The 24,068-nt window shown below is 41.7% G+C and carries 23 protein-coding genes and 1 pseudogene; 9 read left to right on the plus strand and 15 right to left on the minus strand.

Annotation, left to right across the window (positions count from 1 at the left end):
- Positions 1-138 precede the first annotated feature (138 nt).
- Together cobM and AU255_RS17910 are read left to right on the plus strand one after the other, a co-directional pair.
- On the plus strand, positions 139-924 hold the full coding sequence (cobM, locus tag AU255_RS17905; protein ID WP_080524262.1) for a precorrin-4 C(11)-methyltransferase: 786 nt from the start codon (positions 139-141) through the stop codon (positions 922-924).
- Between the two features lie 2 nt (positions 925-926).
- Positions 927-1,757, plus strand: coding sequence for a sirohydrochlorin chelatase (locus AU255_RS17910; RefSeq protein ID WP_198942689.1), 831 nt, complete (start codon positions 927-929; stop codon positions 1,755-1,757).
- An 86-nt stretch (positions 1,758-1,843) separates the two neighbouring features.
- Here the strand turns inward: AU255_RS17910 and AU255_RS17915 are convergent, their stop codons facing one another.
- From AU255_RS17915 to AU255_RS17935, 5 genes are all read right to left on the minus strand, one after another.
- On the minus strand, positions 1,844-3,907 hold the full coding sequence (locus tag AU255_RS17915; RefSeq protein ID WP_080524264.1) for a TRAP transporter large permease subunit: 2,064 nt from the start codon (positions 3,905-3,907) through the stop codon (positions 1,844-1,846).
- A 32-nt stretch (positions 3,908-3,939) separates the two neighbouring features.
- Positions 3,940-4,956, minus strand: a complete 1,017-nt coding sequence (locus tag AU255_RS17920; RefSeq protein ID WP_233144745.1) for a putative solute-binding protein — start codon at positions 4,954-4,956, stop codon at positions 3,940-3,942.
- A gap of 67 nt (positions 4,957-5,023) precedes the next feature.
- On the minus strand, positions 5,024-6,055 hold the full coding sequence (locus AU255_RS17925; RefSeq protein WP_080524265.1) for a hypothetical protein: 1,032 nt from the start codon (positions 6,053-6,055) through the stop codon (positions 5,024-5,026).
- Between the two features lie 64 nt (positions 6,056-6,119).
- Positions 6,120-7,148: a putative solute-binding protein gene (locus AU255_RS17930; protein ID WP_233144746.1), complete on the minus strand. Its 1,029-nt coding sequence runs from the start codon at positions 7,146-7,148 to the stop codon at positions 6,120-6,122.
- A gap of 373 nt (positions 7,149-7,521) precedes the next feature.
- Positions 7,522-8,463, minus strand: coding sequence for a hypothetical protein (locus tag AU255_RS17935; protein ID WP_080524266.1), 942 nt, complete (start codon positions 8,461-8,463; stop codon positions 7,522-7,524).
- Positions 8,464-8,820: 357 nt separating this feature from the next.
- Between AU255_RS17935 and argS the strand changes: the two genes are divergently transcribed.
- The 7 genes from argS (at position 8,821) to AU255_RS17970 (ending at position 15,415) form a co-directional block, all read left to right on the plus strand.
- The gene (gene argS, locus AU255_RS17940) at positions 8,821-10,581 is read left to right on the plus strand and encodes an arginine--tRNA ligase (protein ID WP_080524267.1); all 1,761 of its coding nucleotides are present in this window, start codon (positions 8,821-8,823) and stop codon (positions 10,579-10,581) included.
- Positions 10,581-11,255, plus strand: coding sequence for an SPOR domain-containing protein (locus AU255_RS17945; protein WP_080524268.1), 675 nt, complete (start codon positions 10,581-10,583; stop codon positions 11,253-11,255). The genes argS and AU255_RS17945 overlap by 1 nt, the downstream gene beginning before the upstream one ends.
- Before the next feature lie 551 nt (positions 11,256-11,806).
- Positions 11,807-12,403, plus strand: coding sequence for a hypothetical protein (locus AU255_RS17950; RefSeq protein WP_080524269.1), 597 nt, complete (start codon positions 11,807-11,809; stop codon positions 12,401-12,403).
- Positions 12,404-12,566: 163 nt separating this feature from the next.
- Positions 12,567-12,803, plus strand: coding sequence for a DUF1059 domain-containing protein (locus AU255_RS17955; protein ID WP_080524270.1), 237 nt, complete (start codon positions 12,567-12,569; stop codon positions 12,801-12,803).
- A 90-nt stretch (positions 12,804-12,893) separates the two neighbouring features.
- On the plus strand, positions 12,894-13,331 hold the full coding sequence (locus AU255_RS17960; RefSeq protein ID WP_080524271.1) for an SRPBCC family protein: 438 nt from the start codon (positions 12,894-12,896) through the stop codon (positions 13,329-13,331).
- A gap of 71 nt (positions 13,332-13,402) precedes the next feature.
- Positions 13,403-14,002: a class I SAM-dependent methyltransferase gene (locus tag AU255_RS17965; RefSeq protein WP_080524272.1), complete on the plus strand. Its 600-nt coding sequence runs from the start codon at positions 13,403-13,405 to the stop codon at positions 14,000-14,002.
- Positions 14,003-14,773: 771 nt separating this feature from the next.
- Positions 14,774-15,415: a hypothetical protein gene (locus AU255_RS17970; protein WP_143736018.1), complete on the plus strand. Its 642-nt coding sequence runs from the start codon at positions 14,774-14,776 to the stop codon at positions 15,413-15,415.
- A 68-nt stretch (positions 15,416-15,483) separates the two neighbouring features.
- On the opposite strand, the pseudogene AU255_RS21510 reads toward AU255_RS17970, so the two are convergent.
- The 10 genes and pseudogenes from AU255_RS21510 to AU255_RS18020 form a co-directional block, all read right to left on the minus strand.
- Positions 15,484-15,727 (minus strand): annotated as a pseudogene (locus AU255_RS21510) (transposase); the annotation flags it as partial.
- 478 nt (positions 15,728-16,205) lie between these two features.
- Positions 16,206-17,804 carry a hypothetical protein gene (locus AU255_RS17980; RefSeq protein ID WP_080524274.1) on the minus strand — a complete coding sequence of 533 codons (1,599 nt, stop codon included), beginning with the start codon at positions 17,802-17,804 and terminating at the stop codon, positions 16,206-16,208.
- Between the two features lie 201 nt (positions 17,805-18,005).
- The gene (locus tag AU255_RS17985) at positions 18,006-18,446 is read right to left on the minus strand and encodes a YaiI/YqxD family protein (protein WP_080524275.1); all 441 of its coding nucleotides are present in this window, start codon (positions 18,444-18,446) and stop codon (positions 18,006-18,008) included.
- Between the two features lie 232 nt (positions 18,447-18,678).
- Complete coding sequence (locus AU255_RS17990; protein ID WP_080524276.1) at positions 18,679-19,944, minus strand: mechanosensitive ion channel family protein; 1,266 nt, start codon at positions 19,942-19,944, stop codon at positions 18,679-18,681.
- 240 nt (positions 19,945-20,184) lie between these two features.
- Complete coding sequence (locus AU255_RS17995; protein WP_080524277.1) at positions 20,185-20,691, minus strand: hypothetical protein; 507 nt, start codon at positions 20,689-20,691, stop codon at positions 20,185-20,187.
- Between the two features lie 93 nt (positions 20,692-20,784).
- Complete coding sequence (locus tag AU255_RS18000) at positions 20,785-21,162, minus strand: cold shock domain-containing protein (protein ID WP_080524278.1); 378 nt, start codon at positions 21,160-21,162, stop codon at positions 20,785-20,787.
- An 18-nt stretch (positions 21,163-21,180) separates the two neighbouring features.
- Positions 21,181-21,525: a (2Fe-2S) ferredoxin domain-containing protein gene (locus AU255_RS18005; RefSeq protein ID WP_080524279.1), complete on the minus strand. Its 345-nt coding sequence runs from the start codon at positions 21,523-21,525 to the stop codon at positions 21,181-21,183.
- A complete protein-coding gene (gene cobJ / locus AU255_RS18010; protein ID WP_080524280.1) occupies positions 21,518-22,849 on the minus strand; it encodes a precorrin-3B C(17)-methyltransferase in 1,332 nt (443 codons plus the stop codon). The genes AU255_RS18005 and cobJ overlap by 8 nt, the downstream gene beginning before the upstream one ends.
- Positions 22,846-23,247, minus strand: coding sequence for a cobalamin biosynthesis protein (locus AU255_RS18015; protein WP_080524281.1), 402 nt, complete (start codon positions 23,245-23,247; stop codon positions 22,846-22,848). The genes cobJ and AU255_RS18015 overlap by 4 nt, the downstream gene beginning before the upstream one ends.
- Positions 23,244-23,972 carry a cobalamin biosynthesis central domain-containing protein gene (locus AU255_RS18020; protein WP_080524282.1) on the minus strand — a complete coding sequence of 243 codons (729 nt, stop codon included), beginning with the start codon at positions 23,970-23,972 and terminating at the stop codon, positions 23,244-23,246. The genes AU255_RS18015 and AU255_RS18020 overlap by 4 nt, the downstream gene beginning before the upstream one ends.
- Positions 23,973-24,068 lie beyond the last annotated feature (96 nt).

Here is a 24,068-nt window from a genome sequence, read left to right on the forward strand (position 1 = left end):
ACCGATCGATAATCAACGCTATAGATTTTACTTATCATCCTAAATCTACGCTAGGTCGTGGATTTAGCCCGCCTTTTCAACACATAAAAGCGAGCTAAAACCACGACCTGCTGTTAAATAAATTAATACATTATAAATATGGCCAAAGTATGGTTTGTTGGTGCAGGGCCTGGTGACCCTGAACTGATCACACTCAAAGCACAAAAACTGATTGCACAAGCTGATGCAATTTTATATGCAGGCTCCCTAGTCTCAGTAGCGGCAACACAATGGGCCAAACCTGGCTGCGCAATAGCAGACTCTAAAGGCATGACTTTGGAGGATATAACGGATTGGCTAATCCGTCAGGCAATAAATGATGCCACTGTCATTCGCCTGCAAACGGGTGACCCTGGATTATATGGCGCATTAATTGAAATGATACAGCCTTTAGATAAAGCAGGTATTGATATTGGTGTGGTACCCGGAGTGACCTCAGCAATGGCATCTGCTGCCGCAGCCGTAGAAACTCTCACTTTACCCGAAGTTACTCAAACCGTTATTTTCAGCCGGGTCGAAGGCAGAACGCCTATGCCTGAAGGTGAGTCTTTAACTGAATTGGGGGAGCATCATTGCACCCTATGCTTATATCTGTCGATTACCTTACTTAAAAAAATCCGCGAAGATTTGTTGGCGGCAGGCTGGCAGGATGCGTCACCGATAGTGGTAGTGCATAAAGCCAGCTGGCCAGATGAACAACAAATTATTCACGGCACACTGGCGAACATAAAAGACCTATGCAAACAAGCGGGCGTTAATTCACAAGCAATGATCATTGCAAGCCCTGCTTTAGGGGCAAGACAATGGGACGAGATAAAAAAATCCAAATTATATGACGCAAAGTTTAGTCATCGTTTTCGAAAAGCAACCAAGACACAGGAATAAGCATGGAGTTCAGTATTTTATTAATCGGGCATGGCTCAAGAGCAGAGCAAGGAAATATCGAAATTGAAACCTTTGCTAAACAGTGGCGAGCGCAGCACCCTGACTGGCATATAGACGTATGTTTTATTGAATTTGCCGATGTATTGCTTGATGCGGGATTTGATCTGGCCGCTAAAAAGTCAAAAAAAGTAATCGTTGTGCCATTAATTTTAAATGCAGCGGGACACGTCAAAATGGAAATTCCCGAGCATTTAGCGCAGGCAAGAAAACGCCATCCTGATATCGAATTTAAATACGCCACACACCTTGGTGCAAGCGAAGGTATCTTGAGTATTATAAAACGTAACTTACACAAAACCATGGCAGCAATAGATATGCCTGACCCAAAAACAACTGGCGTGATTGTTCTGGGTCGAGGCTCCTCGGATAAAATTGCCAATGGTGAAGTTGCTAAAATGGCACGCTGGCTCTGGGAAGAAACCCAGCATGAGTTAATCGATATTGCCTTTACTGGCATTACCTTTCCACGCCTGGAGTCGGCCGTACAAAGACAAATTAAGCTAGGCATGACGCAAATCTGTATTTTGCCTTACTATTTGTTCACCGGCACATTAATTGAGCGTATTGCCAGACAATTTGAAAATCTGCAAAGACAATACCCTCAAGTTAACTTTTCTCTAGGCAATTACTTTGGTTTTGAGGCTGAAATCTATACTGCACTTGATGAACGCGTTTTGTCGCTAGTGGGTGATAAGCAGCAACATATGATGGAATGTGACGGCTGCCATTATAGGCAAATTGCCCAAGAACATGGACATGGTCATCAGCACTAAATAAAAACAGTTAAGTATTTGCCATGAATAAAATACTATTTCTTATTGAATTAAGAGTAGAGATAACCTGCACGATGAAATAATTTTTAACCAAACAACACCGGAACAATAGCCACCAACAGTAAGGTCGTGCCCATAGTAACCAGTGGCAACAAGATTTTTTCATGCCGATACCAGAAGCAGCCATCTTCTAAATACGCTTTTGCTGTTTCTTCATGACCCACCATCTGTCGGGTTAACAAATGATTAAGAGCCACTGGCGGAGTGAGATAACCCAGCTCAAAAGAAACCAGAGTAATCATCCAGAAATGCACCGGATTTATGCCGTTATTATAGGCTATTTGTGCGACTGTACCGGACACCAGAACGACAGCTCCAAAGGGATCCATAATCATACCGATAATGACTAATACCAATATCAGAAAACCCAGTGTCAACCAGACCGATGCAAAAGTATCGGGGATATTACTCAGGATACCCGAGCGCTCAATTACTCCACCTAGCGCGAAAGAAAGCCCCATTAACAGTAGTAAAGCGCCGATATGAATGCTCGCCTCAGATGAGGCCATTCTTATAGTATATTCAAATTTATGCGCATCTTTTTCCGGTGATGCAATCTGCACCAGACGCACAAAGAATTTTTCGTAAATAATTAAGCCAAGAATAATCACCGGCAGTATGACTGGAGCAGAAAACTCGTCCAGACTGACATTTAATAGATAAATATAAGCAAGGGAAATCAATAGCACAATGAGAGTATAAGGAATCAAAGGCATAAGTGCCCGCAGAAAGGGTTTAAATGCTTCCCGTACTGGCGCCAGGTGTAGCTTTTCACGTTTGGTGAGCATAACAAATACAAGGAAAACCACTGCGGTCGTCATAAAAACTTTAAATCCCCAGCTAAATAATTGATCAGTCACTACTTCCTTATTTAAAGCGGCAATCAACACGACCAACAGGCAAGGACGCAATACAACGCCTGCACTTCCGGTCATCGCTGTTGCTGCCAGCGCCAGTTGCCTGCGCGCTCCGACACGGCGCAATTCCTCATAAACTATGGCACCCATGGCGATGATAATGATCCCTGATGCTCCCGTATATGCGGTAGGCACAGCCATAACAATCAACGCTACAAAAGCTAATATTTCGGGAGACATACGCCAGGGTATAAAAACCTTAAAAACCAGATCTCCTATTTGAGTTCGTTTTAATAACATACCCACCCAGATGTACAGGCCGATATTCAGAAATAAGCCCGCTTGATCAAATAATAAGCTAAAAAATATTGCCGGGCCGGCCCAATGATTTTCAATCAAGAAAAAATAACAGCCGACAAAAAAGCTCATAAATATATACAGCGGAATCGTAAGCATGTCATGTAGCATACTATCGCTGGTTTTATGAGCATTATGATATTGCTGTGGCTTGATTAACTGGTACAAGTTGACTGCACTTAAACAAGCAAAACCGGCAATCAGCAACAGATATATTTCCGGATGACCAACGACGGTTGCAGATTGATAAATACTGGTTGTGTAACAGCAGGCAGATAGTAGCATCACAATATTCCCCAGTAACTGAGCAATAGTCGAAACATAATGCTCCTGTATCGTGACAATGGATCTAAAAGCAATATGATGCTGTTTGATGGTGCAAATTACCGCACAAATAAAAATCGTCAATATCAATATCATGCGTTGCTTTTCTAAGGCAAACAGACTGATTCCGGCAACACTGGTTTCCAGGGCACGAAAGATGATAACGGCAGGGGTAATCCTTGCCTGATTCTGTTGTGCCAGAGCATGTTTTTCCTGACAGAGCAGGCGAGAGTTCTGTAATGATATTAGCGCAGCCTGACGATCAAAAGGCTCGGCATCGAAAAGATCCTTTAGTTCCCCGATGCCACCCGATTCTGCTTCAAGCTTTGTTAGCTCAGCTTCTATATCAGGGTCCCGGTTACAATCAGGAATGGGAATATCCGCTCTTAGCGTAAAGTAATCCTGCCACAGAAATTCGCCAACATTAAGCAGGCGGGCGTGTATTATTTCACTATTGCCGGCAATAATGACCGCTATCAAGAGCAAAAACACCGGTAAGGTAGAAAACCAATCACGGTAACTACGAAACTTAATGATTCCGAGCAAAATCATCTAGCTACTGTCCAGAAAAACACCAGTCCAGTCTATTCTTTATCTGCAGCAGTACATTCAGATTGCTGTGGATCTTTTTTGCAACGCAACATTCTCATCAGCTTTAGCATTTTTCCGTTATAAATACCTTTATCTCTTAATCTGATCCGTGATTGTCTAAATACTTCAAGGTATCCAATTGTGTCTGTCTCCGGTATAGAGATCCACATTTTAGCTGGAATGGTGCTTGCATATTTGTTGACCAATTCCACCCTCGAATCAAACTGGCTCAAAGCAAACTCACGGGATTTCTGACCATATCCTTCAGGGAAATCAGCTTTACGTATCAGAATTTGCAGGGTCAGTTGCACCAACGAAAAATTAATAATGCCACCATTGGGCTCCAGCCCTTTATACAGTTCCATCGCTTCATAAACGATGGCTGGCCCATAGGTAACATCAACCGAGCCATTATTAAATTTACTGTACATATTGGCTAGTGAAGTACCAACAGGTGAGCCACCGATAAAATTCACCATTTCAACCTGAGCGGGGTCTGAATCTAAAATGGCAATACGTTTACCGGCTAATTCACCCACTGTATCAATCGTGCGATCATTAACAAACATATAACCAGCGCCTGCCGGAAAAATGGCGACGACCTCGTAAGGATCACTAAACATCAGTCCGGCAGCTTTTTCGCCACTAATACTTGTAATCACTGACTTTAAATGATCATATGTCGGTATTGCACCAATTGCATCCAGGCTACCGGTAAATGAGTTAAACTGACGCGCTCGAATACCTGTAAAACTGACTGCATCACAAAGCCCGGCTTTAAAATCTTCAGCGGCCACTCGCTCACTGGTATAGGGTTTAAGTTCCAGCTCTGCTCCCCAGGCTAATGCTGCTGTTTTATAATCTTTCATCTGAGAAAAAAAAGGGCCGTTTGCACCTAATAAATCAAACACGCACATTTTCCTGGGTACAGCCTGAGCAACAGTAATACCTACTGTCATTAACAAGAAAGCGATGAATAGTCTGGATGTGGAATTCTTATATAAAATCAATTTGATCCCTCTTTACTTCTAGTAACAAACACAAAAAAAATCAGTTGAACACGGATTGCATGCAAAATCAAAGTATATCAAATATATCCACGGTATCGGTTTTGTTATCCGGATCATCCCAGAAAGTACCTAGCCCTCCAATGGGTGTGCGTTTACCGGTTGCCTCAGTCCACATGGAATCAGATATGGCCTGCAACTGCAGAGTGGCCATTTTATCCAGAAATAAAAAATTGAGGTCGGCAGGCAGACTGTTTTTTGTCGCTACATTTTCGCGAATGATTGCTTTAACCCGATCAACATCACCCAGGCCAATATAAATTTTTGCTGCGATCACCTGAACAATACGCATACCTTGCTGCAATCCTGTTTGCATTGCCTGATCCAACACGATTAACGGATCGATTCCTTCTGGTTTGTTGCCGGGAAAACTAACCCAGATAGCCGCTTGAATGGCACTGGGTATACCCCACCATTGTGTATTGTTTAAACAGCCAGCACCTCTGCCTACTTTAAGACTTATGTCTAATGGCACTTTGGCACTGCCCTCGGAGGCAAGATCATTCAGAACTGCCAGCAAACCGTCCATCAGTCCAACCAGCCAGTAAAACTCATCATTCCAGCTAGTAAATTGCGGGCATGTATTGCCAGGCATTCCGGGATAGGCTAATTCAAGATTTAGATAGCCCTTAAACTGCCGTTGAGCAGCGATATTGAGATACCTTTTTTGCAGTATCCTGGCATCCTGCGCCTCAGTGACGTTTTTCACATGCAGTGCACGGATATAACGAAGCTCTTCTTCCCGGGCCTTAAATTCAGCACAACTGCCGGATAAAAATTCAAATATTACCGCCAACTTATACGGTGAAGCGTTAATTTGAGCAAGACTAGGAATTGATAAACTTAACGCTTCTGCCATCACACAACCCATTGCCACATCATCTGTCTTTAAAACATAGGGAACAGCCTGCTCTTCAATAAAGTCAACTAACAGCTTTCCTGAGTTGTTAATCACCAGCATTGCTGTAGCATATAACAAAAATAGCGTTAGTATCAGCCACATTAGCCAGTGATATAGCTTGCGCCGAGCCTTTATTTTCATCGACGTATAACCATCGGGACAAAGCACTTAGCATGAATCATTTGATCAGCTCCCGGAAATTTGTTCACTCTTTATCTGCAGCTATACATTCAGACAATTGAGAATTCTTTTTACACCGTACCAGATGCATAATTCTCAACATTCTTGCATCATAGACACCCTTATCTCGAAGTGACAAACGAGTTTTTCGGTATATATCGTGATAGCGTTGCTGATTGATCTCGGAAATATTCAGCCACCATTGCGGGGCAATTCTGTGTTCATAGCTTTGTGCAAGTTGCACGGCTTTATCGAACTGGCTGAGTGCGTAATTACGTGATTTTAGACCAAATTCTGCTGGAAATTCAGCCTGACGAATTATTATTTGTAAACTGAGTTGTGCCACCGGAAAGCGAATAACTCCGCCATCAGAGCCTAAGCCTTTATGCAGCTCCATGGCTTGATAAACAACGGCAGGTCCATAGCAAACATCGACTAGACCCGCATTAAATTTTTTATACATTTCTGCAATCGTAACACTCATCAAGGGTGTTCCAAGCAAACTGACTAATTCAATTTGTGCCGGGTCATTATCCATAACTGCAATGCGAATACCACTCAGCTTACCTTGTGTATCCTCATTTTTACTGACCAGGGAGCGATTATTCACAAATAAATACGCTGCGCCAATGGGTATAATCCCGGCAACCTCGTAAGGGTCATTAATCATAAGTGAAGCTGCTTGCGGGGAACTTATCGTGCTGATAACCGTTTTTAAATGGGCATAAGTAGGTAGCGCGCCCATAGCATCCAGACTACCCGTAAATGGATTGAACTGGCGACTTTGAATACCTGTAAAACTGACTGCATCACACAGGCCTGCCTTAAAATCTGCTGCTGCCTGCACCTCACTGATATAGGGCTTGAGATGCAGATCAACTCCCCAGCCCATTGCGGCAATTTTATAATCTTTCATCTGCGCATAGATCGGACCATTTGCCCCTAACAAATCAAAGACACAGAGGCTTTTAGTTTCTGCCAACGCCACACAACAGTTCAAACTCATTACTATGGCCAATAACAGCCTGGAAAACTGATCAATAAAAACTCTCACTGTGCCCCCGTTGTTACTACTTAAAACGAACCTCTTTGCTGCGAATTAAATATAGCGAGTTTATAAATCAGTGTAGCGTTTAAGGTGCCTAACAACAAGTTAATGGCTGATTGATCCGCATCATTGGTTTAACCTAGAAACCGTAGTTGACCGCTATAAAACATTATAAGTCCCTGAATATAAAATATAATGATCGTAAATGCTTGTCACCTGCCGGATGACTATACTCCGCTTCACGGTTTTGTGGAAAATCTGAACACGAAATACTGCGTTACTGCTCTTGCCAAGGGCTACGGCCATTGCCTGCGAGCAGTGCCTTGTCTTTCACACTCAGATTTCCCACAATATCCGTGCTCAACTAAGGTTTCTAGGTTTAAAGTAACTCATCAATATCAATGGTTTCAACAGTCATATCAGAGTCATCCCAAAAAGTGCCTAGTCTGCCTAATGGAGTACGCCTGCCAGTTGCTGCAGTCCACAGACGATCGGAAATGGCCTGTATTTGTAATCCGGAAACCTGATTCAGAATTGCAAATTCCTGATTTTCAGGTGCTGTTCTGGCTAGCTGGGCATAACTGCGAATAACCTGTTTTACTGCTGCTGTTTCCCCTTGTCCCAGATAAACTTGTGCAGCCAGGACATGAGCAACACTCATTCCTTGCTGAGCACCAATTTGCATAGCCTGCTGCAAAACTTCTCTGGGAGACTTATCAATTGGCTCGTTACCTGGAATCGTTATCCATATTGCTGCCTGAATGGCTGCAGGCACTCCCCACCATTGCTGATTGTCCAGACAAGCCGCTCCCCGGCCAACTTTTGCCGCAATATCCATCGGCACCTCAACACTGCCGCCAGAGGCTATATCATTTATAATTGCCTGTATCCCATCTAATAGACCAAGCAACCAATACAGTTGCTCATTTTCTGATGCAAACTCGGGACACTCACCACCGGGCTCAGACATAGCCGTTACCAGTGCATAGTATCCAGTCAATTGACGATGTGCAGCCAGACCAAGGAGTCTTTGCTGTGCAATGCGCGCATCTTGCGCTTCTATAGAATTTTTTGCATAAATGGCACGCAGATAGCGCAATTCCTGTTCCTGAGCTTGAAATTCTGTACAACTCCCTGCAACCATATAAAAAAGTATCGCAAGCTGATCTGGTGGTGTGGTGACTCTGGAAAAGCTCAACAAAAAAGGTATAAAAGCTTCAGCCATCGAACAACCCAGAGCGACATCATCGCTTGCCAGCATATAAGGTACGCCCTGATCTTCTGCATAACCGAGAAGTGCATCCCCTGTCGTCTTATACACTACCGTACAAGCGTTCAGAAGCAAACACGAACCAAGCAAGAAGAGTAAAAGATCTTTTCTTTTCAAAGCAGTCAACCTGTCTGTCATATGCACTATATGTGCGTCATTTAACGCATTCTAACTTATTTACTTTGAGCTCGCACCTTTCCTTCCCTGGCTACAAATATGTTGGCTGCTTTGCAGGTACACTTTTTAGCTTATCAATGACAGCCAAACTTCATAAAGAATTCATTTGGCCGAACGGTAAATCCTGATATTAAACAATTAACGCAGCCATTAAGGTGTTTTTACTTTCGCCAGTTGCTGTTTTCGGGGATAATAAAAAGCTTTGTAAAGCCAGTTCAATTCCATAAGCGCATGAAACAAAAGTTAGAATCTCTCTTATTACAAGCCGTTGAAACACTGAAAACAGACGGTACTTTAGAGCGAGAACTCAATCCACAAATCAATCTTGAGCGTGCTCGTGATCAGCAGCATGGTGATTTTGCAACTAATCTGGCTATGATGCTGGCTAAACAAGCCAAAATGAATCCACGCCAGTTAGCAGAAAAAATTATTGCTGTTCTTGCTGCTGATGAAGCCGTTACCAAAATAGAAATTGCAGGCCCCGGGTTTATCAATTTTTTTATTAACCCTAAAGCACAGTACCAGATTATCAACACAATTCATCAGCAGGGTCACAAGTTTGGACTAAGCCAGGTGGGTGCTGGCAAAAAGGTGCAGGTGGAGTTCGTTTCAGCCAACCCAACGGGGCCATTACATGTTGGCCATGGACGAGGCGCAGCTTATGGTTCTGCAGTTGCTGATTTACTAGCCGCAGTTGGCTTTGAGGTTGAGCGTGAATACTATGTAAATGATGCTGGCCGGCAAATGGATATTTTAGCCGCAAGCGTCTGGTTACGTTACCTGGAAGAATGTGGCGAAGTATTTACCTTCCCTAGCAATGGCTACCGTGGTGATTATATACGTGAGATTGCGGCAAATATACACCGCGACTCCAATAATGAATATCGACATCCGGTTACACTTGTTTTTGAAGATATTCCTGCTGATGAACCTCAAGGCGGCAATAAAGACACACATATTGATGCCTTGATTGCACGCGCAAAAACCTTACTGGGTGACAAGCAATATCGCGATATTTTCCAGGCGGGTTTAAATGAAATATTAAGCGATATTCGCCAGGATTTAAGTGAATTTGGTGTTGATTACCAGCAGTGGTTTTCAGAAAGACAGCTAATGGATGATGGCTCTATTGAAGAAGCACTAAAACGCCTCGGCGAGGCAGGATATTTATACAAAAATGAAGGCGCTACCTGGTTTGCTTCCAGCCGTCTAGGTGATGAAAAAGATAGAGTAGTAGTGCGTGAAAATGGACAAAGCACTTATTTCGCTTCGGATATCGCTTATCATATGCATAAACTGGATCGTGGATTTGAACAAATAATCAATATCTGGGGCGCAGATCATCATGGCTATATTCCCCGCGTTAAAGCAGCCATGCAGGCACTTGGAGCAGATACCCAAAAACTTAAGGTGTTATTGGTACAGTTTGCGGTGTTATACCGTGGCGGAGAGCAAGTACAAATGTCTACCCGCTCAGGATCGTTTGTCACACTGCGCCAGTTGCGAAATGAAGTAGGACAGGATGCGGCGCGTTTTTTCTATGTGATGCGCAAGTCTGAGCAACATATGGATTTTGATTTAAAATTAGCCACCTCTAAAACCAATGAAAATCCAGTGTTTTATGTGCAATATGCGCATGCACGCGTGTGTAGTGTGCTCAAGCAGTTAGAAGAGAAAGGCTTGCAACGTGATATTCAGCTCGGTGAAGACAACCTGGATAAGCTGACAGAAGAGCAAGAAATAGCTTTAGTCAGCAGTTTGACACGCTATCCTGAAGTATTAGAACGCGCTGCAGTGCAACATGAGCCGCATTTATTAATTAACTATTTACGTGAATTAGCAGCTGAATTTCATACTTATTATAATGCTCATCAGTTTATTGTTGATGATGTCGCGTTACGAAATGCACGGCTGAATTTAATTTATTCTGTAAAACAGGTTTTGGCTAATGGCTTAAACCTGCTTAGAATCAATACTCCGGAATCTATGTAATGGCACGAGACTATAAGTACCGGGCAAATAAAGCCGATCAACCTCCTAAAAGGCAACCCACCAAGGCTAATAAGCGCTCTTCTGCTACTCGAACGAGAGCAAATACAGCCAATAACCAGGCCGGAGTTCCTGTCTGGCGCTGGCTCCTGGCATTTATACTCGTCGGCCTATTTGCTTATTTTCTCTATAGCCTGTCTTTAACACCGACCACCGACCAGCCATCAAGAGTCACTAAACCTCTTGCTCGCCAGGTGGAAAAAGCAACACCTGAAAAAGCCCCTGAGCCGGTTAAAAGTGTTAAAAAAGAACCTGAAAAACAGGAGATTCAGTACGATTTTTATACCATTTTGCCCGAAGCTGAATTTGTTATTCCTGATCATGAGGTAAAAACACGCAAACGGGAAGAACGTGTTGGCAAAGCAAAATCAGGCGTTCAGTATTCAGTTCAAGCAGGCGCTTTTCGTCAATATAAAGATGCCGATAGTTTAAAAGCAAAATTAATCATGATGGGCTTTTCTCCCCAGATTGAAAAAGCCGTTATCGGTGCAATGACCTGGTATAGAGTTAAAATGGGGCCTTATAATCAAATGGCCTCAGTTGATGCCATTCAATCCCGGCTTAAATCCAATAATATGGATGCGCTTGTGATTGAGGTAAAAAATAACAGAAAATAGTGTAGTGCGGACTTAAAAAAGACGGCTTTTTTTATTTTTTATACAAGGGATTGTGATGTTTTTATTGCGGAATTCATACTGTGCCACACAAAGTCTAAAGCGTAATGTTTTGCATGATCTTAGGCTTAATATCCTGATACGTGGAATATTTACATCATATATAGGTAGTATATGGAAAATTATCTATATATCAACAATGTTATGATTAATACAGTTTGGGGCAATGGGTCTCAGTGAAAGTGATTATTGATATCTCGTTTGGGTTGGAGGTGGTTCTGTTTGATGAAGTATTTAATCTACAGGAGATGCTTATGAACAATTTCAACATCATTATCAACACAATGGTTTGCGTTTGGTGCGAAGTGGCGTTACTGCGGAATCTGCCTGGAGGCAACTTCAACCCAGTTAGAGATAGGTAGTTTACGGACATTGAGATCTTCTCAAGAGTGCGCCAGGGTTCGATTCCCAATTCCGCACCAAATTCACGATTCGTTTCATTTAACTGTCTTTGACAGTTCATTAACTCAGTATTATGTGTTTCTGGAGAGTTCATGGTCTTACCTGATATAACTGTCTCATATGATGAGTCATTCTCAAGTGACAATTTTAATGAATTTCAACAAGCATTAGCCTATGAAAAGTTAAATATTGTTGTTGAGTCTAGACCTAAAGCAGGAGCGTTTGCCTGTCATGAGTGGTTTATTCCTACTGCTATCATAGTTTTTATAGGAAAATCCTATTTTGACGGTTTTCTAAAGGAAATGGGGAAAGATCATTACCAAGTGTTAAAAAATAATTTGGCAGAACTCACAAATAAACAAATGTCGAAGCCAAAAATAGAGCCAACCATTATAGGTACTCAAGGTAAGGTGAGCGTAAATAATCCATACTCTATGGCTTATTCAGTTTATGCAGAGGCAAATGATGGAAACAGATTTAAATTATTGATCCCAAAGCCCTCAAATGCTGGTGACTACACAGAGATAATTTATAAATTTCTTGAGTTCTTAAATGATTATCATATGGGAATTAAAAATGAAGAAAGTATTGGTTTTAACATGAGTATAAAGCCACCAAGCAGACTAATTTTTGTACATATGAACTTAGAAACTAAAAAAATCGAATGGTTAAATCATAATTTTACATAACTGGGGTCCATATAACTGGCATAGAATAACTATGGTCAGGTACAAATTAAGCCCTGAAGTGGGAAGCGTACTGCGATTTCAATTTTTTATAACCAAAAAATCAACCAAGACAAGCTGATTATTTTTACGTTAAGCGAATTAAATTTAAAAAAGAGGAAAAATTATGAAAACCATGAATTGCAGACAACTCGGCGGTGCGTGCGAAAAAGAATTTCATGCCAATTCTTTTGAAGAGATTGCTGAAATGAGCAAACAACATGGAATGGAAATGTTTAAAAAAAACGATGAAGCGCACCTTAAAGCAATGCATGAAATGCAAGATCTTATGCAAAATCCTGAAGCGATGCAGGAATGGTTTGAAAGCAAGAAAAAAGAATTTGAATCAATGCCTGAGAAATAAAAAGCAACCACTAACCTAAGGGGTCACTGGTAGCGGCATTACTGACTGACCCTTTGACCTCACTATGATCTTGGAAGGAATAGGAAGCATATGCAAATAAATAACGGTGCGGTATTAAAAACAAGTAAAGAAATTGAGATTTATGCGCCAATATCAGCTGTGTGGAAAATACATGCTGACATAAATGCATGGAAAAATTGGCACCCTAATATATCCTATGCCGTACTTGAAGGAGATCTAGAAACAGGCTCATATTTTGAATGGAAATCTGATGGATATAAACTTAAATCTACAATTATGGAAGTTGATGAGAACAATATACTAGGGTGGAAAGGTAGCGGCTTTGGAGCTTCTGCCATTCATATATGGGAATTCACCACGCTGGATAATGGGAATACTTTGGTGCGTACAAAAGAATCAATGGATGGCTGGTTAGTTAAACTGTTTAAGGGCATGGTGAATAAAAAACTAAATGATTCGCTAGATGCATGGTTAGCTGCGTTAAAATCTAAGGCAGAATCCAGGTAAAAGCCTTATAACAATGTTAGAAGCGAAATCAACCGAGTCTGCCCTCTAGATCTACTTCAGGCTATCAAGATATGAACCCATCCGATATTGGTATGGCTTATAATCAAATTACCCATTTGTGGAAAAGTGAAGACTTCAATAGAGAAAATGGTATTGATCAGCACAAGCGAGCCATAGCTTTTGTAAAGAACAGAGGCAAAGCACTTGATGTGGGTTGTGGCTGTACTGGACGATTTATCGATCTTCTCCTGGAGGAAGGTTTTTCTCCTGAGGGTGTTGATGTTTCGGAGGCTATGATTACCTTGGCCCGAAAAAGACACCCTGAGATAAATTTTCATCAACAAGACATATGTGAATGGGAAATTCCTGAGAAATATGACCTTATAACAGCCTGGGACAGCATTTGGCATATACCTCTTGATCAGCAAAAAAAGGTATTAGCAAAACTGGTTTCTAGTCTCAACACGAATGGAGTATTAATATTCTCTTTTGGGGGAACAGATGAAGAAGGTGATCATAAAAACGATTTCATGGGACCAGAGATGTATTATTCAATATTAGGTATCAATGGATTTTTAAGGTTATTTATTGATTTGGGCTGTGTTTGCAGGCATCTTGAATATGATCAATATCCAGAATTACACACATACCTTATTGTTCAAAAAGCCTGACAAAGCCATAAATAACTAGAAATATCTAAGGTCAGGTACGAATTAAGCCTTGAAATGGGAGGCGTACTCGATTTCAAGATTTTATAATCGGGAATAAGAGCTGGTTTTTCTCCAGCCCTCCCCTCAGCCCCCCGCGTGCTAATCCGCACGGAGCGCTTTATTAGTCATTTAAATAATAGTTGTTACACATTGTTCTTTAATAGACGCTAAGCCTTGTGATTTAGCCTGTCATTATTGAGATCCATTTGCACAGCCTTGGTTTTCGCCAGTTCTGTCGAAAGGCCCAAACCAATCAATTTTCGAATACGGGTTTTTCATTCTGTACCAAAAACCAAAGACAATCCCCTTTGATCACTGAATACTGCACAGTATGGCGAAATTGTTGAGCAATTTTACCGCAACGAATGCCCTTAAAAAATACATTATACAAACTAATTTAAAACACAGTATCAACATGGTTTTGTGTAATATTAGAATAAGTAAGGTAAATGCCGTATACATTTAAGTGATTTAGCTTATTTATTTGCAAAAACGAGCATAGACATGGCTTTATTACTCTATTTTCAATAAGCCAAAAGTTATACATTGCATTTATGATGCCAAAGCTGGCGGCTAATTGTCGCGCGGCAAAATGCCACATTTGCAAAGAGCTGTTGCTCACATAAACTATGTCCAACTCTTGAATGCGATCCTTTCTGGATATAAGAGCTATCTCCTTCCTCTTAATGCGGCTGTAATGGTCGCATTTTTTTTCTAAAGGGTTTACCCATTATGAAACGTACAAATCACTCACTCCCCAATTCCCCTAGCTGCGCCAAAGAATTACTTAAACATATTGTGTATCATGAAGCAGGCCATGTGGTGGCAATATATTTGCGTAACCACCAGCAAAAATTACCCCCGGTCTTTTTTGAGATCATGATTAACAGACAACAGCAAAATCATCATTCATATTTTGCCCAGGTATTAGGTGGCAGATTAATTGATAATTTACCTGTTGCTGAAATAGAAAATAATCAATTAGGTTCTTTCGAAGAACAGCAAAGCTTGCAGAAAGCCTATGAGGCAGATATTATTAACCTGCTGATTGGTCCTTTGGCAGAAGCTAAATATGTAGCACTGCGTGATGATGAGATATTAAATTCACATTTAATAAATATAGTCGCCTTAAAAAATTACGGAGGACATTCCGATATAGAGCAGGCATCTCGCTATTTAGAATACTTTATCCCCAGTCCTGCTGAGCGTGAATTAAAAATCAATGAACTCTATATTAAAGCCTTTCGCTTTATCGAACAACGCAATAACTGGAAGTGCATTCAGTCATTTGCCGAATACTTATTAAAAAGTGAACAGACGATTATTTCCTGTGATCAAGCCAGCGATATTTTGGAATATTTCTGTGTCAATTGATTTATATTCTGGCCAATAGAGCTGCATATAAAATCCACTGAAACTGTATCTGACCTCAGTTCATGATTAGCCACTAAACAGGCAACAATATTGATCATATAATTTGCAAGCGAGTGATGCCTATACATCATCCGAGGCTAAAAGCACTGTCAGCTTTTTAGCAATGTACTCTCTTTCGTAAAGCTTTCTGATGATATTTTTGCTAAGCCTGGGTACTGGCTTTCGGTCATCAGCATGTCCTCTGGTAATAATGGTAAACAACAGTATTTCACTACGATCATCGACAATGATAGGCAACTCAAACCGGTAAAAACCAACCCATTGATGTGGCTTGCCAAGCCGCACTTTTTACGTCGTTTCTTTTAGCATGTTTCGATTTGAATCGATTCCCACTTAGAGATAGAAATGATTCACAAAAATTATCTACATAACTAAATGTGTGCGTTAAACTTATCATTTGGCAGCTGTTTAAAAAATAGTGCCTTAGTCGTTTATATTCTTGCAGATTTTTTATAAACAGGCGGCCCTTTCTTACTTTGAACTCAGGTTACATAACTCAGCTATCGGTCAACATTCGGCCAACTTGAAAGTCACAATCGTGACCACGCGAAAGATAATAAACCCTCTGCAAACATCAAACGACTCCGCGGCTTCTAAAAGTTATTCCAGGGGAGGTAACAGGTATTCCCTGTACAGTTTATTGAATAATCCGGATTAGTACAGCTGGGGGTAGCCCAGGTAATGTTCCCGGCAAGAACCTGCGCGTTAAAGGTGCAGGACGCACCGGAAGTCACCCCGGAGATCTTGACATTGGCTCCATCGAACAGTAAAAAATATGGCCAGGGATGGACGTCTTGGTTGGTCCGGTTGATTGCCGAATGGTAACGTCCATCGATGCGTCGTCGGATGTGGCGGGATTGGTTTGTTTAATCTCGACCAGAAAGGATGGCTGATTGACTGCATTGCCGGGTTGCGTCCCGGTGATAGAAAACGTGGAACCCTCGGTATATCCCTGACACCCAGGATTTTTACCAGGATCGAAACCGGTATCTGGCAGTAATTGCGTATTCAGATCTTTCAGGGAACAATTGGAATCAAAAATACCATAGTAGTTTTCGGCATTGTCCGGGTGTGCTGGCGACTTTGCCGGTTCATCATAGGCTTCAAAGACTAGCGCGCTGCTCGTGTTGCTTGCCGTGCGCACGAAACTATAAAGGTCTTGCAGATAGTCAGCAGCATTTGCCACGCTCGGCTCACATGGGGTGTTATTAAGGTAACAGAAATATTGGGCCCATTGTCCGGTTCCATCAGTTGCCCACCCCGTTTCCGCCATAAGAATTGGTTTGGGAGCCTGATAAAACGATTGCTGCTTGACCTTAGTGTAGTTCGACGCAATTGAGTTATCGAGTGTGGCATTGGATGCGGCTTGACCGGCAGGCGTCACCCCCCATTGAAAAGGGTATGGATCGAAGCCCAGGGGCGCTTGTGCAGATGAAGCACTGATAAGCTTCTGCATATCAGCTGGATTACCGGGTGTTACCAGATTTCCAGACACCAGTGCGGTTCCGACCGGTACTGAGGATAGTTGCTTCGCTGCCAAAGTGACCTGTATTTGTCGAATTGCGCTGGCCAGGTAGTTAATATTGGTGTTGCTGTAGTTTTCATGACCCGCGAGAACCAGTGATACAGTATTTTGGAAGGTACTAACACCCACCGCTTCAATGACATTGATAAGTACCTGTATGGCGGCCGTTGTCGAAGTCTGATTGCCACCCTGAGGAATATCTGCCTCATAAATGACAGACAAACCCAAAGCACTTGCTTGCATGATTAGGTCAATCCAGGAGTATGGATCTGTTTGGTAGGACCGGGCAATGGTAAAACCAGCCGCCTTGAGCTGGGTTAATTCTGCATAGATATTTGTCACTGGCGTATTAGTGCTATCCATGCCAACGTAAAATACGTTATGGCCGTTGAAGATACTACCGGCGGAATAGTGATTAGGCTGATAGTCAATGCCGATAAGACCTATCCACCCAGGTGCGGCAGGTGTGCCAGGTGGACTATTTAACAGACCGTTACTACCGAGATTACCATTGACATCAGAAGTATCGTCATCTGCATTCAACGAGGCTTCTATCAATTTTATACAAACGCCCTCCTGTTCCTCTTCGCCGAAAATAAAGTCAAAAGAATCGGCTCTTTGCACAAGTTTGACATCAAAATATCTGCCATCATATTCGCCTCCCGGGTCATCAACATTTACACAAGGGATAAAGACTTCACCTGAGTGTAAATTAACTCTAGGTCCACCAGATATTTGATCCGCAATGAGTTGATTTGAGGATAAAGCCATCAGAACAGAAATTGAAATTAAACGTTTCTTCATAGTTATTCTCTTATTAAATAAAGCTGAGGTTAACCAATAGATTGTTAGATAACCAGGCTATTTATCAGGATTCTACAGCATATAATCAATATAGGTATTGAGGAAGCAAATGATTTCCAACTATGAATATAGCGATTTTTGCCTCTTGTTAGCAAGACTTTATTTTTTTCATTAGAAAAAAGAGGAGATGAATTTCTGGGTTTATTTGCTTAAAAACTTGTCCAGTTCATTTGCAAAAGATTGTCGATCACTTTGGCTTAATGCCGATAGGCCACCTGTTTCTATACCACTAGAGCGGAGAGTATCCATAAAGTCGCGCATATTAAGACATTCTCGAATATTATTAGCGGTATACATTTCACCTCGATGATTCAAAGCATAGCCGCCTTTTTTAATTGCCTCGGCCGCCAATGGAATGTCACCGGTGATAACCAGATCGCCGGCACCAAGTCTTAGCACTATCTCATTATCAGCGATGTCAACCCCCCTGCCCACTTGAATAAATTTAATATAACGCGAGGGAGGTAAACGTATAAACTGATTTGCGACAAAAGTCACAAAAACCCCGGTACGCTCAGCAGCTCTACATAAAATATCTTTGAGCACTACCGGGCATGCATCAGCATCAACCCATATTTTCATATTCCAAAAGCCTTCATTAGTAAGTGCTGCGGTCACAACGCAGGATTTTGTATTTTTTTACTGAGATTAACGAGGTTGAAAGAGGAATTATAAAATCATGCATTTATAATCCCACTCCCAGCCTTCTCCTTCTGGAAAAGACGTTTACATTTTGACAAGCAATCTACTGACTGTTTGTCCTGCAACAGCTCAGTATTTATTGTTTAGCTGAGAAGTATAACAGAGACAGGGCCTAAGCTGAGGTTTCTACTGTGTGTACATGCACATCTCGTTGCGGATAAGGAATAGATATATTTTCCGCATCAAAACGGTCTTTTACCGCACGAGTGACATCCCAATAGACAGCAAAATAATCACTGGTATTAGCCCAGGGACGGACTACAAAATTAACCGATGAATCGGCAAGTTCATGTACTTTTATAACGGGTTCAGGATCTTTATGAACCAAAGGATGTTGTTGCAATATATCCAGTAACACGGTTTCTGCCTTGGCTATATCATCATTGTAGCCGATGCCAAATATCATATCCACGCGTCGTGTCTTGCTTCCGGTTACATTGGTGATTGTGCTGCCCCAGATTGAGTTATTTGGAATCACTACCGTTTGATTATCAGGTAATTTTAATGTTGTTGATACCAGCGTCATGGAATTAACCGTACCCGTCATTCCGGCAACATTGACCACATTACCAATATCGTAAGGGCGATAAATTAAAATCATTAATCCAGAGGCAAAATTACTTAAAGTACCCTGCAAGGCAAAACCGACGATAAAGCCAACGGCGCCCAAAGCGGCAATCAGTGGCGCAACATTCACTTCCAGCATAGACAGAGCAATCATAATACCAATTAATTTAGTCAAATTGCGTACCATGCCAACAAAGAATTCTTGTAGCAAGGATGAAGTACTTTTTAGCCTGCGTACCGCTTTTTCAGTTATTCTGGAAAAAACGCCGACTAACAGACTAAAGATAAATAAAGTCACAAAAAATAAGCCAAAATTTATCGCCCAGCGTATTCCTCCTTCAGGCGATTCAAGCCAGCCTGTTATGGATGCCAGCAATACAGTAGAATCTTTGGCTTCAAATTTTACAGCGGATACTGCACCAAGATAAGTCTCATAATCAGTTACATCGCCCCCTTTGCTTTGTAGTTGGTGCAGAATTAAATTGATTCGATCCGTGAGTTTGATTTGTTGCTCTTTTAGCAGTTTTAATTGCTCTAACATGACTTCTTTTTGAGTAGCATCTGCCTGGGCAATTTGTATATTAAGTTCACTGATCTCCTGTAGGTGAGATTGCAATAAATCTTGCCAATGATCAGCTGCGGCTTTTAAATCATCCTGTGAGAGTGGCGTTAAACGAAATCCCAGCTCTTTAACATCAATACTTTTCTGGCCAACTGGATTTTCAGATAAATCTATTTCTGCCTGCACTGGCACTATCCAGAGCAAACAAAACATAACGAAGCCTACAGCGAGTTGTTTAGTAAACATCATGATTATTTCCTTTTTTTAAGCATCAGATTTTTTAATGAGACAAAACAATCATCAGTATACACAATCATAGCGTGCAATAAGCAGCCATTTAACTAAAAAATATACGAATTCTCAAATCCATTTTTGCGCTCAGTATCATAGAATATATAGCATGAGAATCAGGATAAATTGTTTATACAAGTCAGTTGAACATCCTATGTTTCGCGATTTTACTCGCTAGTAATGCGTTGCACTACATTTTTAATGATGAGATTTATTTTGCTCAGGCACTAACATAGGAAATTTTTTTGCGGCAAATTCAGTATGGCATTCGACACAGGCTGTGTTTAACTTATAGAAATAAAAGTTAACAATTTCAGCATTTTTCATTTCTGCAGCATGAGCCAACATGCCTGCTGAGCGGTGGAATGTCAGGTCTTGCTTGATAAATTCTGCCGGGAAAGATTTATGTAGGACATGACGCTGAGCGGTTGTTAACTGTTGTTTTAACAGATAACTCTCTTCTATATTTTTACCTGTTTCGGCTATTTTGTCCCAGTCACCACTGGCGATAGCAGGGACTAATGACATCATGCCTGTCTGAATAGATTGCATTTCCAGCTGAAGCAATTGATGAATCTCGGCATCTAGCTGTAAATGCGTTATGCGCGCGCTGGGTTCAATTTTTTTATGTGTTTGATGTAAGCTACTACAAGCAGTAATAAATACACTGAGAAGGATGATGGTCAAATTAAGGTATGGTTTCATTGCTGTGCAGGTTTTTATATCGGGGAGTGCCGAAAGGATGGGCAATGCCCATCCTCTTCGAAGATAAAGCTATCAAGCTATATAGCAGAATGCTTATTCCGAAAACTCTATACTTAGTCCGCTTAAACAGTTGTTATCTGCTTCTAATACATTGGTAACAACCATATAGGTAATAGCACTTGCAACAATAGCTGTAATAAGCACTGTTAAAAAGGTATTGCAATTCCTGGATGTACCCTGGAAGGGTTCTACACCTTCGATAATTGCGTTACTTGCCTTAATTTTTCCGTTTTCTTCGATTAAATCGTAATGAATAATATCTCCGACTCGCGGGCGTCGACTCATATTGTTTAATGATGAAATATGAATAAATACATCGTCTTCTTTGTTATCACTTTCGGTCCTGATAAAACCGAACCCTCTATCATCCTTCCAGGCTGCAATAGCCCCTGTATATTGTTGTGTTTCCATATAAACCTCTTCGTTTCTTTATATCGTCGCGCCTGGCCCCTGGTGATAAATGTAATCGGCAACAGGCACACCACCCAGCAGATGCTCTTTTATAATTCGATCCAATTTTTCGCTGGTAATATCATAATACCAGACTCCATCCGGTTGCACGCAAATAAGCGGTCCAGATTTACAGGTTCCAAAACAAGTTGCTCTACTGCGTTTGACTCTAAGTGCCCCTTCATTCAGCCCGGACTCTTTGAATTTGTCTTTCAACTGCTCGTAAAGAGATTGTCCTTTATTATCTTCGGTACACCTTTCTCCAACACAAACCAGCAGGTGCCGGGTATAATCCATCATTTTAGGCTTCATTACCTCAGTCATTGTTTTGCTCCTCTGTTAGCGCTTGCCATGTCTGAGAATAGGCTTCTAGTTTTTGGGCACTGAACTCGCCGTTTTCTTTAGTCAGCAGAAGTCTGAAAACAAGGTGCCCTTTATTATCGATAAAGTTGACTCCATAGGATTTACCTTCACGACAAGCCAGATATGCGGAATCTACTTTGTGCCAATTAATATGACAATGAAATGCCTCCGTTTCGATATTTAACCACTCACCGCGTAATTGAAAATCTTTTGCCTGTAAAAATAATTCAGTAACAGCACCTGCTTCGGCGCGTACTATACCGCGCAAACGGCCCCATGTTTCACAGCGCTTAATGACTTCATTTAGTTTGTCGGTTTGAATATGTGCGGCTTTATGTTCACCTGCGTTTTCGCCTGCGGCAATTGCATTCAACACTTCACCCACGGGAACGCCAAAATAATCGGCGATTTTCTCCAGAGTTAAACCGGGGGTATCCTGTACATATTGGCGTAAACAAGCGTACCAGCCTTCTAAGCCCATTGTTAATGAAATACCTGCTTGCTCCCCGTCTTTTGCTGCTCCAGTTAGACTGCTGTATTTATTGGCATATCCTCTGGGGGTAATCATTAATCCTTCTTTAATAAAGGTCGATGAATTGCCAATTAATACCGTAGTCAGCATACCTATATCGCATTCCGCCATTTCATCCAGGCGCACAAGCTGAATCGACTGCCTGCGTCTATAGGCAGACTTAACAACGGCAACCGGCGTGTCGGGGCGACGATAGCGCAATAAAATAGCTTGCGCTTCGACAATTTGCTGAGTACGGCGGCCACTTTTGGGATTATATAAAGCAACCACAAAATCAGCGTGTCCCGCAGCTTCAATGCGCCGGGCAATTACTGGCCACGGAGTTAATAGATCAGATAAAGAAATCGAGCAAAAATCATGGGTCAGCGGAGCACCAACCAGGGAAGCACAAGCTGATAGCGCAGTACTTCCTGGAACTATTTCCACCTGAATATCATCGCTGGGTTTCCAGCCCGCTTGCAATAGCACCTCATAGGTAGGCCCGGCCATGCCATAGACACCAATATCGCCCGAGGAAATCAAGGCTACTGTTTTACCAAGTTTCGCTTGTTCATAAGCTTCTACACAGCGATCAATTTCTTCGGTCATGCCTTTTTTGACCACTTCTTTGCCGTCAAGCAAATCTTTCACTAATTTAATATAAGTTGTGTAGCCAATGACTACATCGGATTCTGCTATGGCGGCTTTGGCTTTAAAAGTCATATGCTCTTCTGCGCCTGGACCAAAACCGACTAAATAAATTTTTCCGTTCATATCTTTGTTCTCATTCTTACGATGGAAACCGTTGCGTTTTTACCCTCTTCACCACGGTATTTGTATTTTTCAACTAATAAATCAGACATATCCGTCTCAGCCGCTAAAATCGCAGCGGCTTCAGAGACTGAAGGTGTGCCTACATATTTCATAACCACTGCTGATGGGCTGGGAACAGGCACACTGGCTAACTGTTCTGCGGAATAAAAGTACAGAGGTAAAGCAAGTTTCTCAGCTAATTGCAATAAAGCGACTTCATCCTGTTTTTTATCGATACTCGCTAAATGAGCTACCTGCTCAAGGCATAGATGAGCAGAAGCCAGGGCTTTATCAATTGCTGTTTCCAGGGTGATCAGTGACGCGCCTCTATCACAGCCTAAACCTAAAACCAGCTTCATTCAGGAACTCTGTAAACCACCAGGCTCTCATTAAGCTGCTGCCAAAGGCTATCAGGAACATCTTGATTTGTTACCCATAACACCGCCTTAAACTGACTTAAATCAACACCTGCAAAGTTCTCAAATAAAAAAATATTTTTAGGTAACGGAGTACTGCGAGTCCACCAGTTTTTACTGCCGACTTCCTGAACGAAAGCAATAGGTTCTTCATTCACCACATGCGCAGAAACGCGAGTAATATTAATCTTAGGTGCTTCAACTTGCCAGCCCAATTCACGTCCCAAAATATCCACAGGAATAGTATTTCCCACATCGGAAGCTGTTGTTAATACCGGTGTTGCCTGTAATAAATCAGCCAGCATTTCAGCGCAGGCATTAGCGCCTCCGACATGGCCTGATAAAACAGGAATAACAAACTGTGCCGCATCATCTATGACGATAATGCCGGGGTCTTCATCTTTGGATTTTAAAAAGGGAGCCACTAAGCGCACCACTGCGCCTAAAGAGACAAAAAATACAATTTGATCATAGTCGGTGAATAGTCTGGCGATTTGTTCTCGAAAAGGGCCACTATAGAACTGAACAGGCTGATGACTATTTTCCAGTAAATCACGGAATTTTTCTGAGACTAAAATATCAGCATCAGGGAGTTTTGTAGCAAGCTGTGCGACCTGCTTGGCACCATGCTTGGTGATGGCGACTAGAACAATTTTAGGAGTGGGCATAATATTCCAGGATTATAAAAAAGAATATTATAACCTAGTGAAACAGTAGGAAATAGCAGCTATGATAATTAGCTGTTTTATATTTTCATAGTCTGG

This window comes from Methyloprofundus sedimenti (assembly GCF_002072955.1).
In the GTDB taxonomy this organism is placed as follows: Bacteria; Pseudomonadota; Gammaproteobacteria; order Methylococcales; family Methylomonadaceae; genus Methyloprofundus; species Methyloprofundus sedimenti.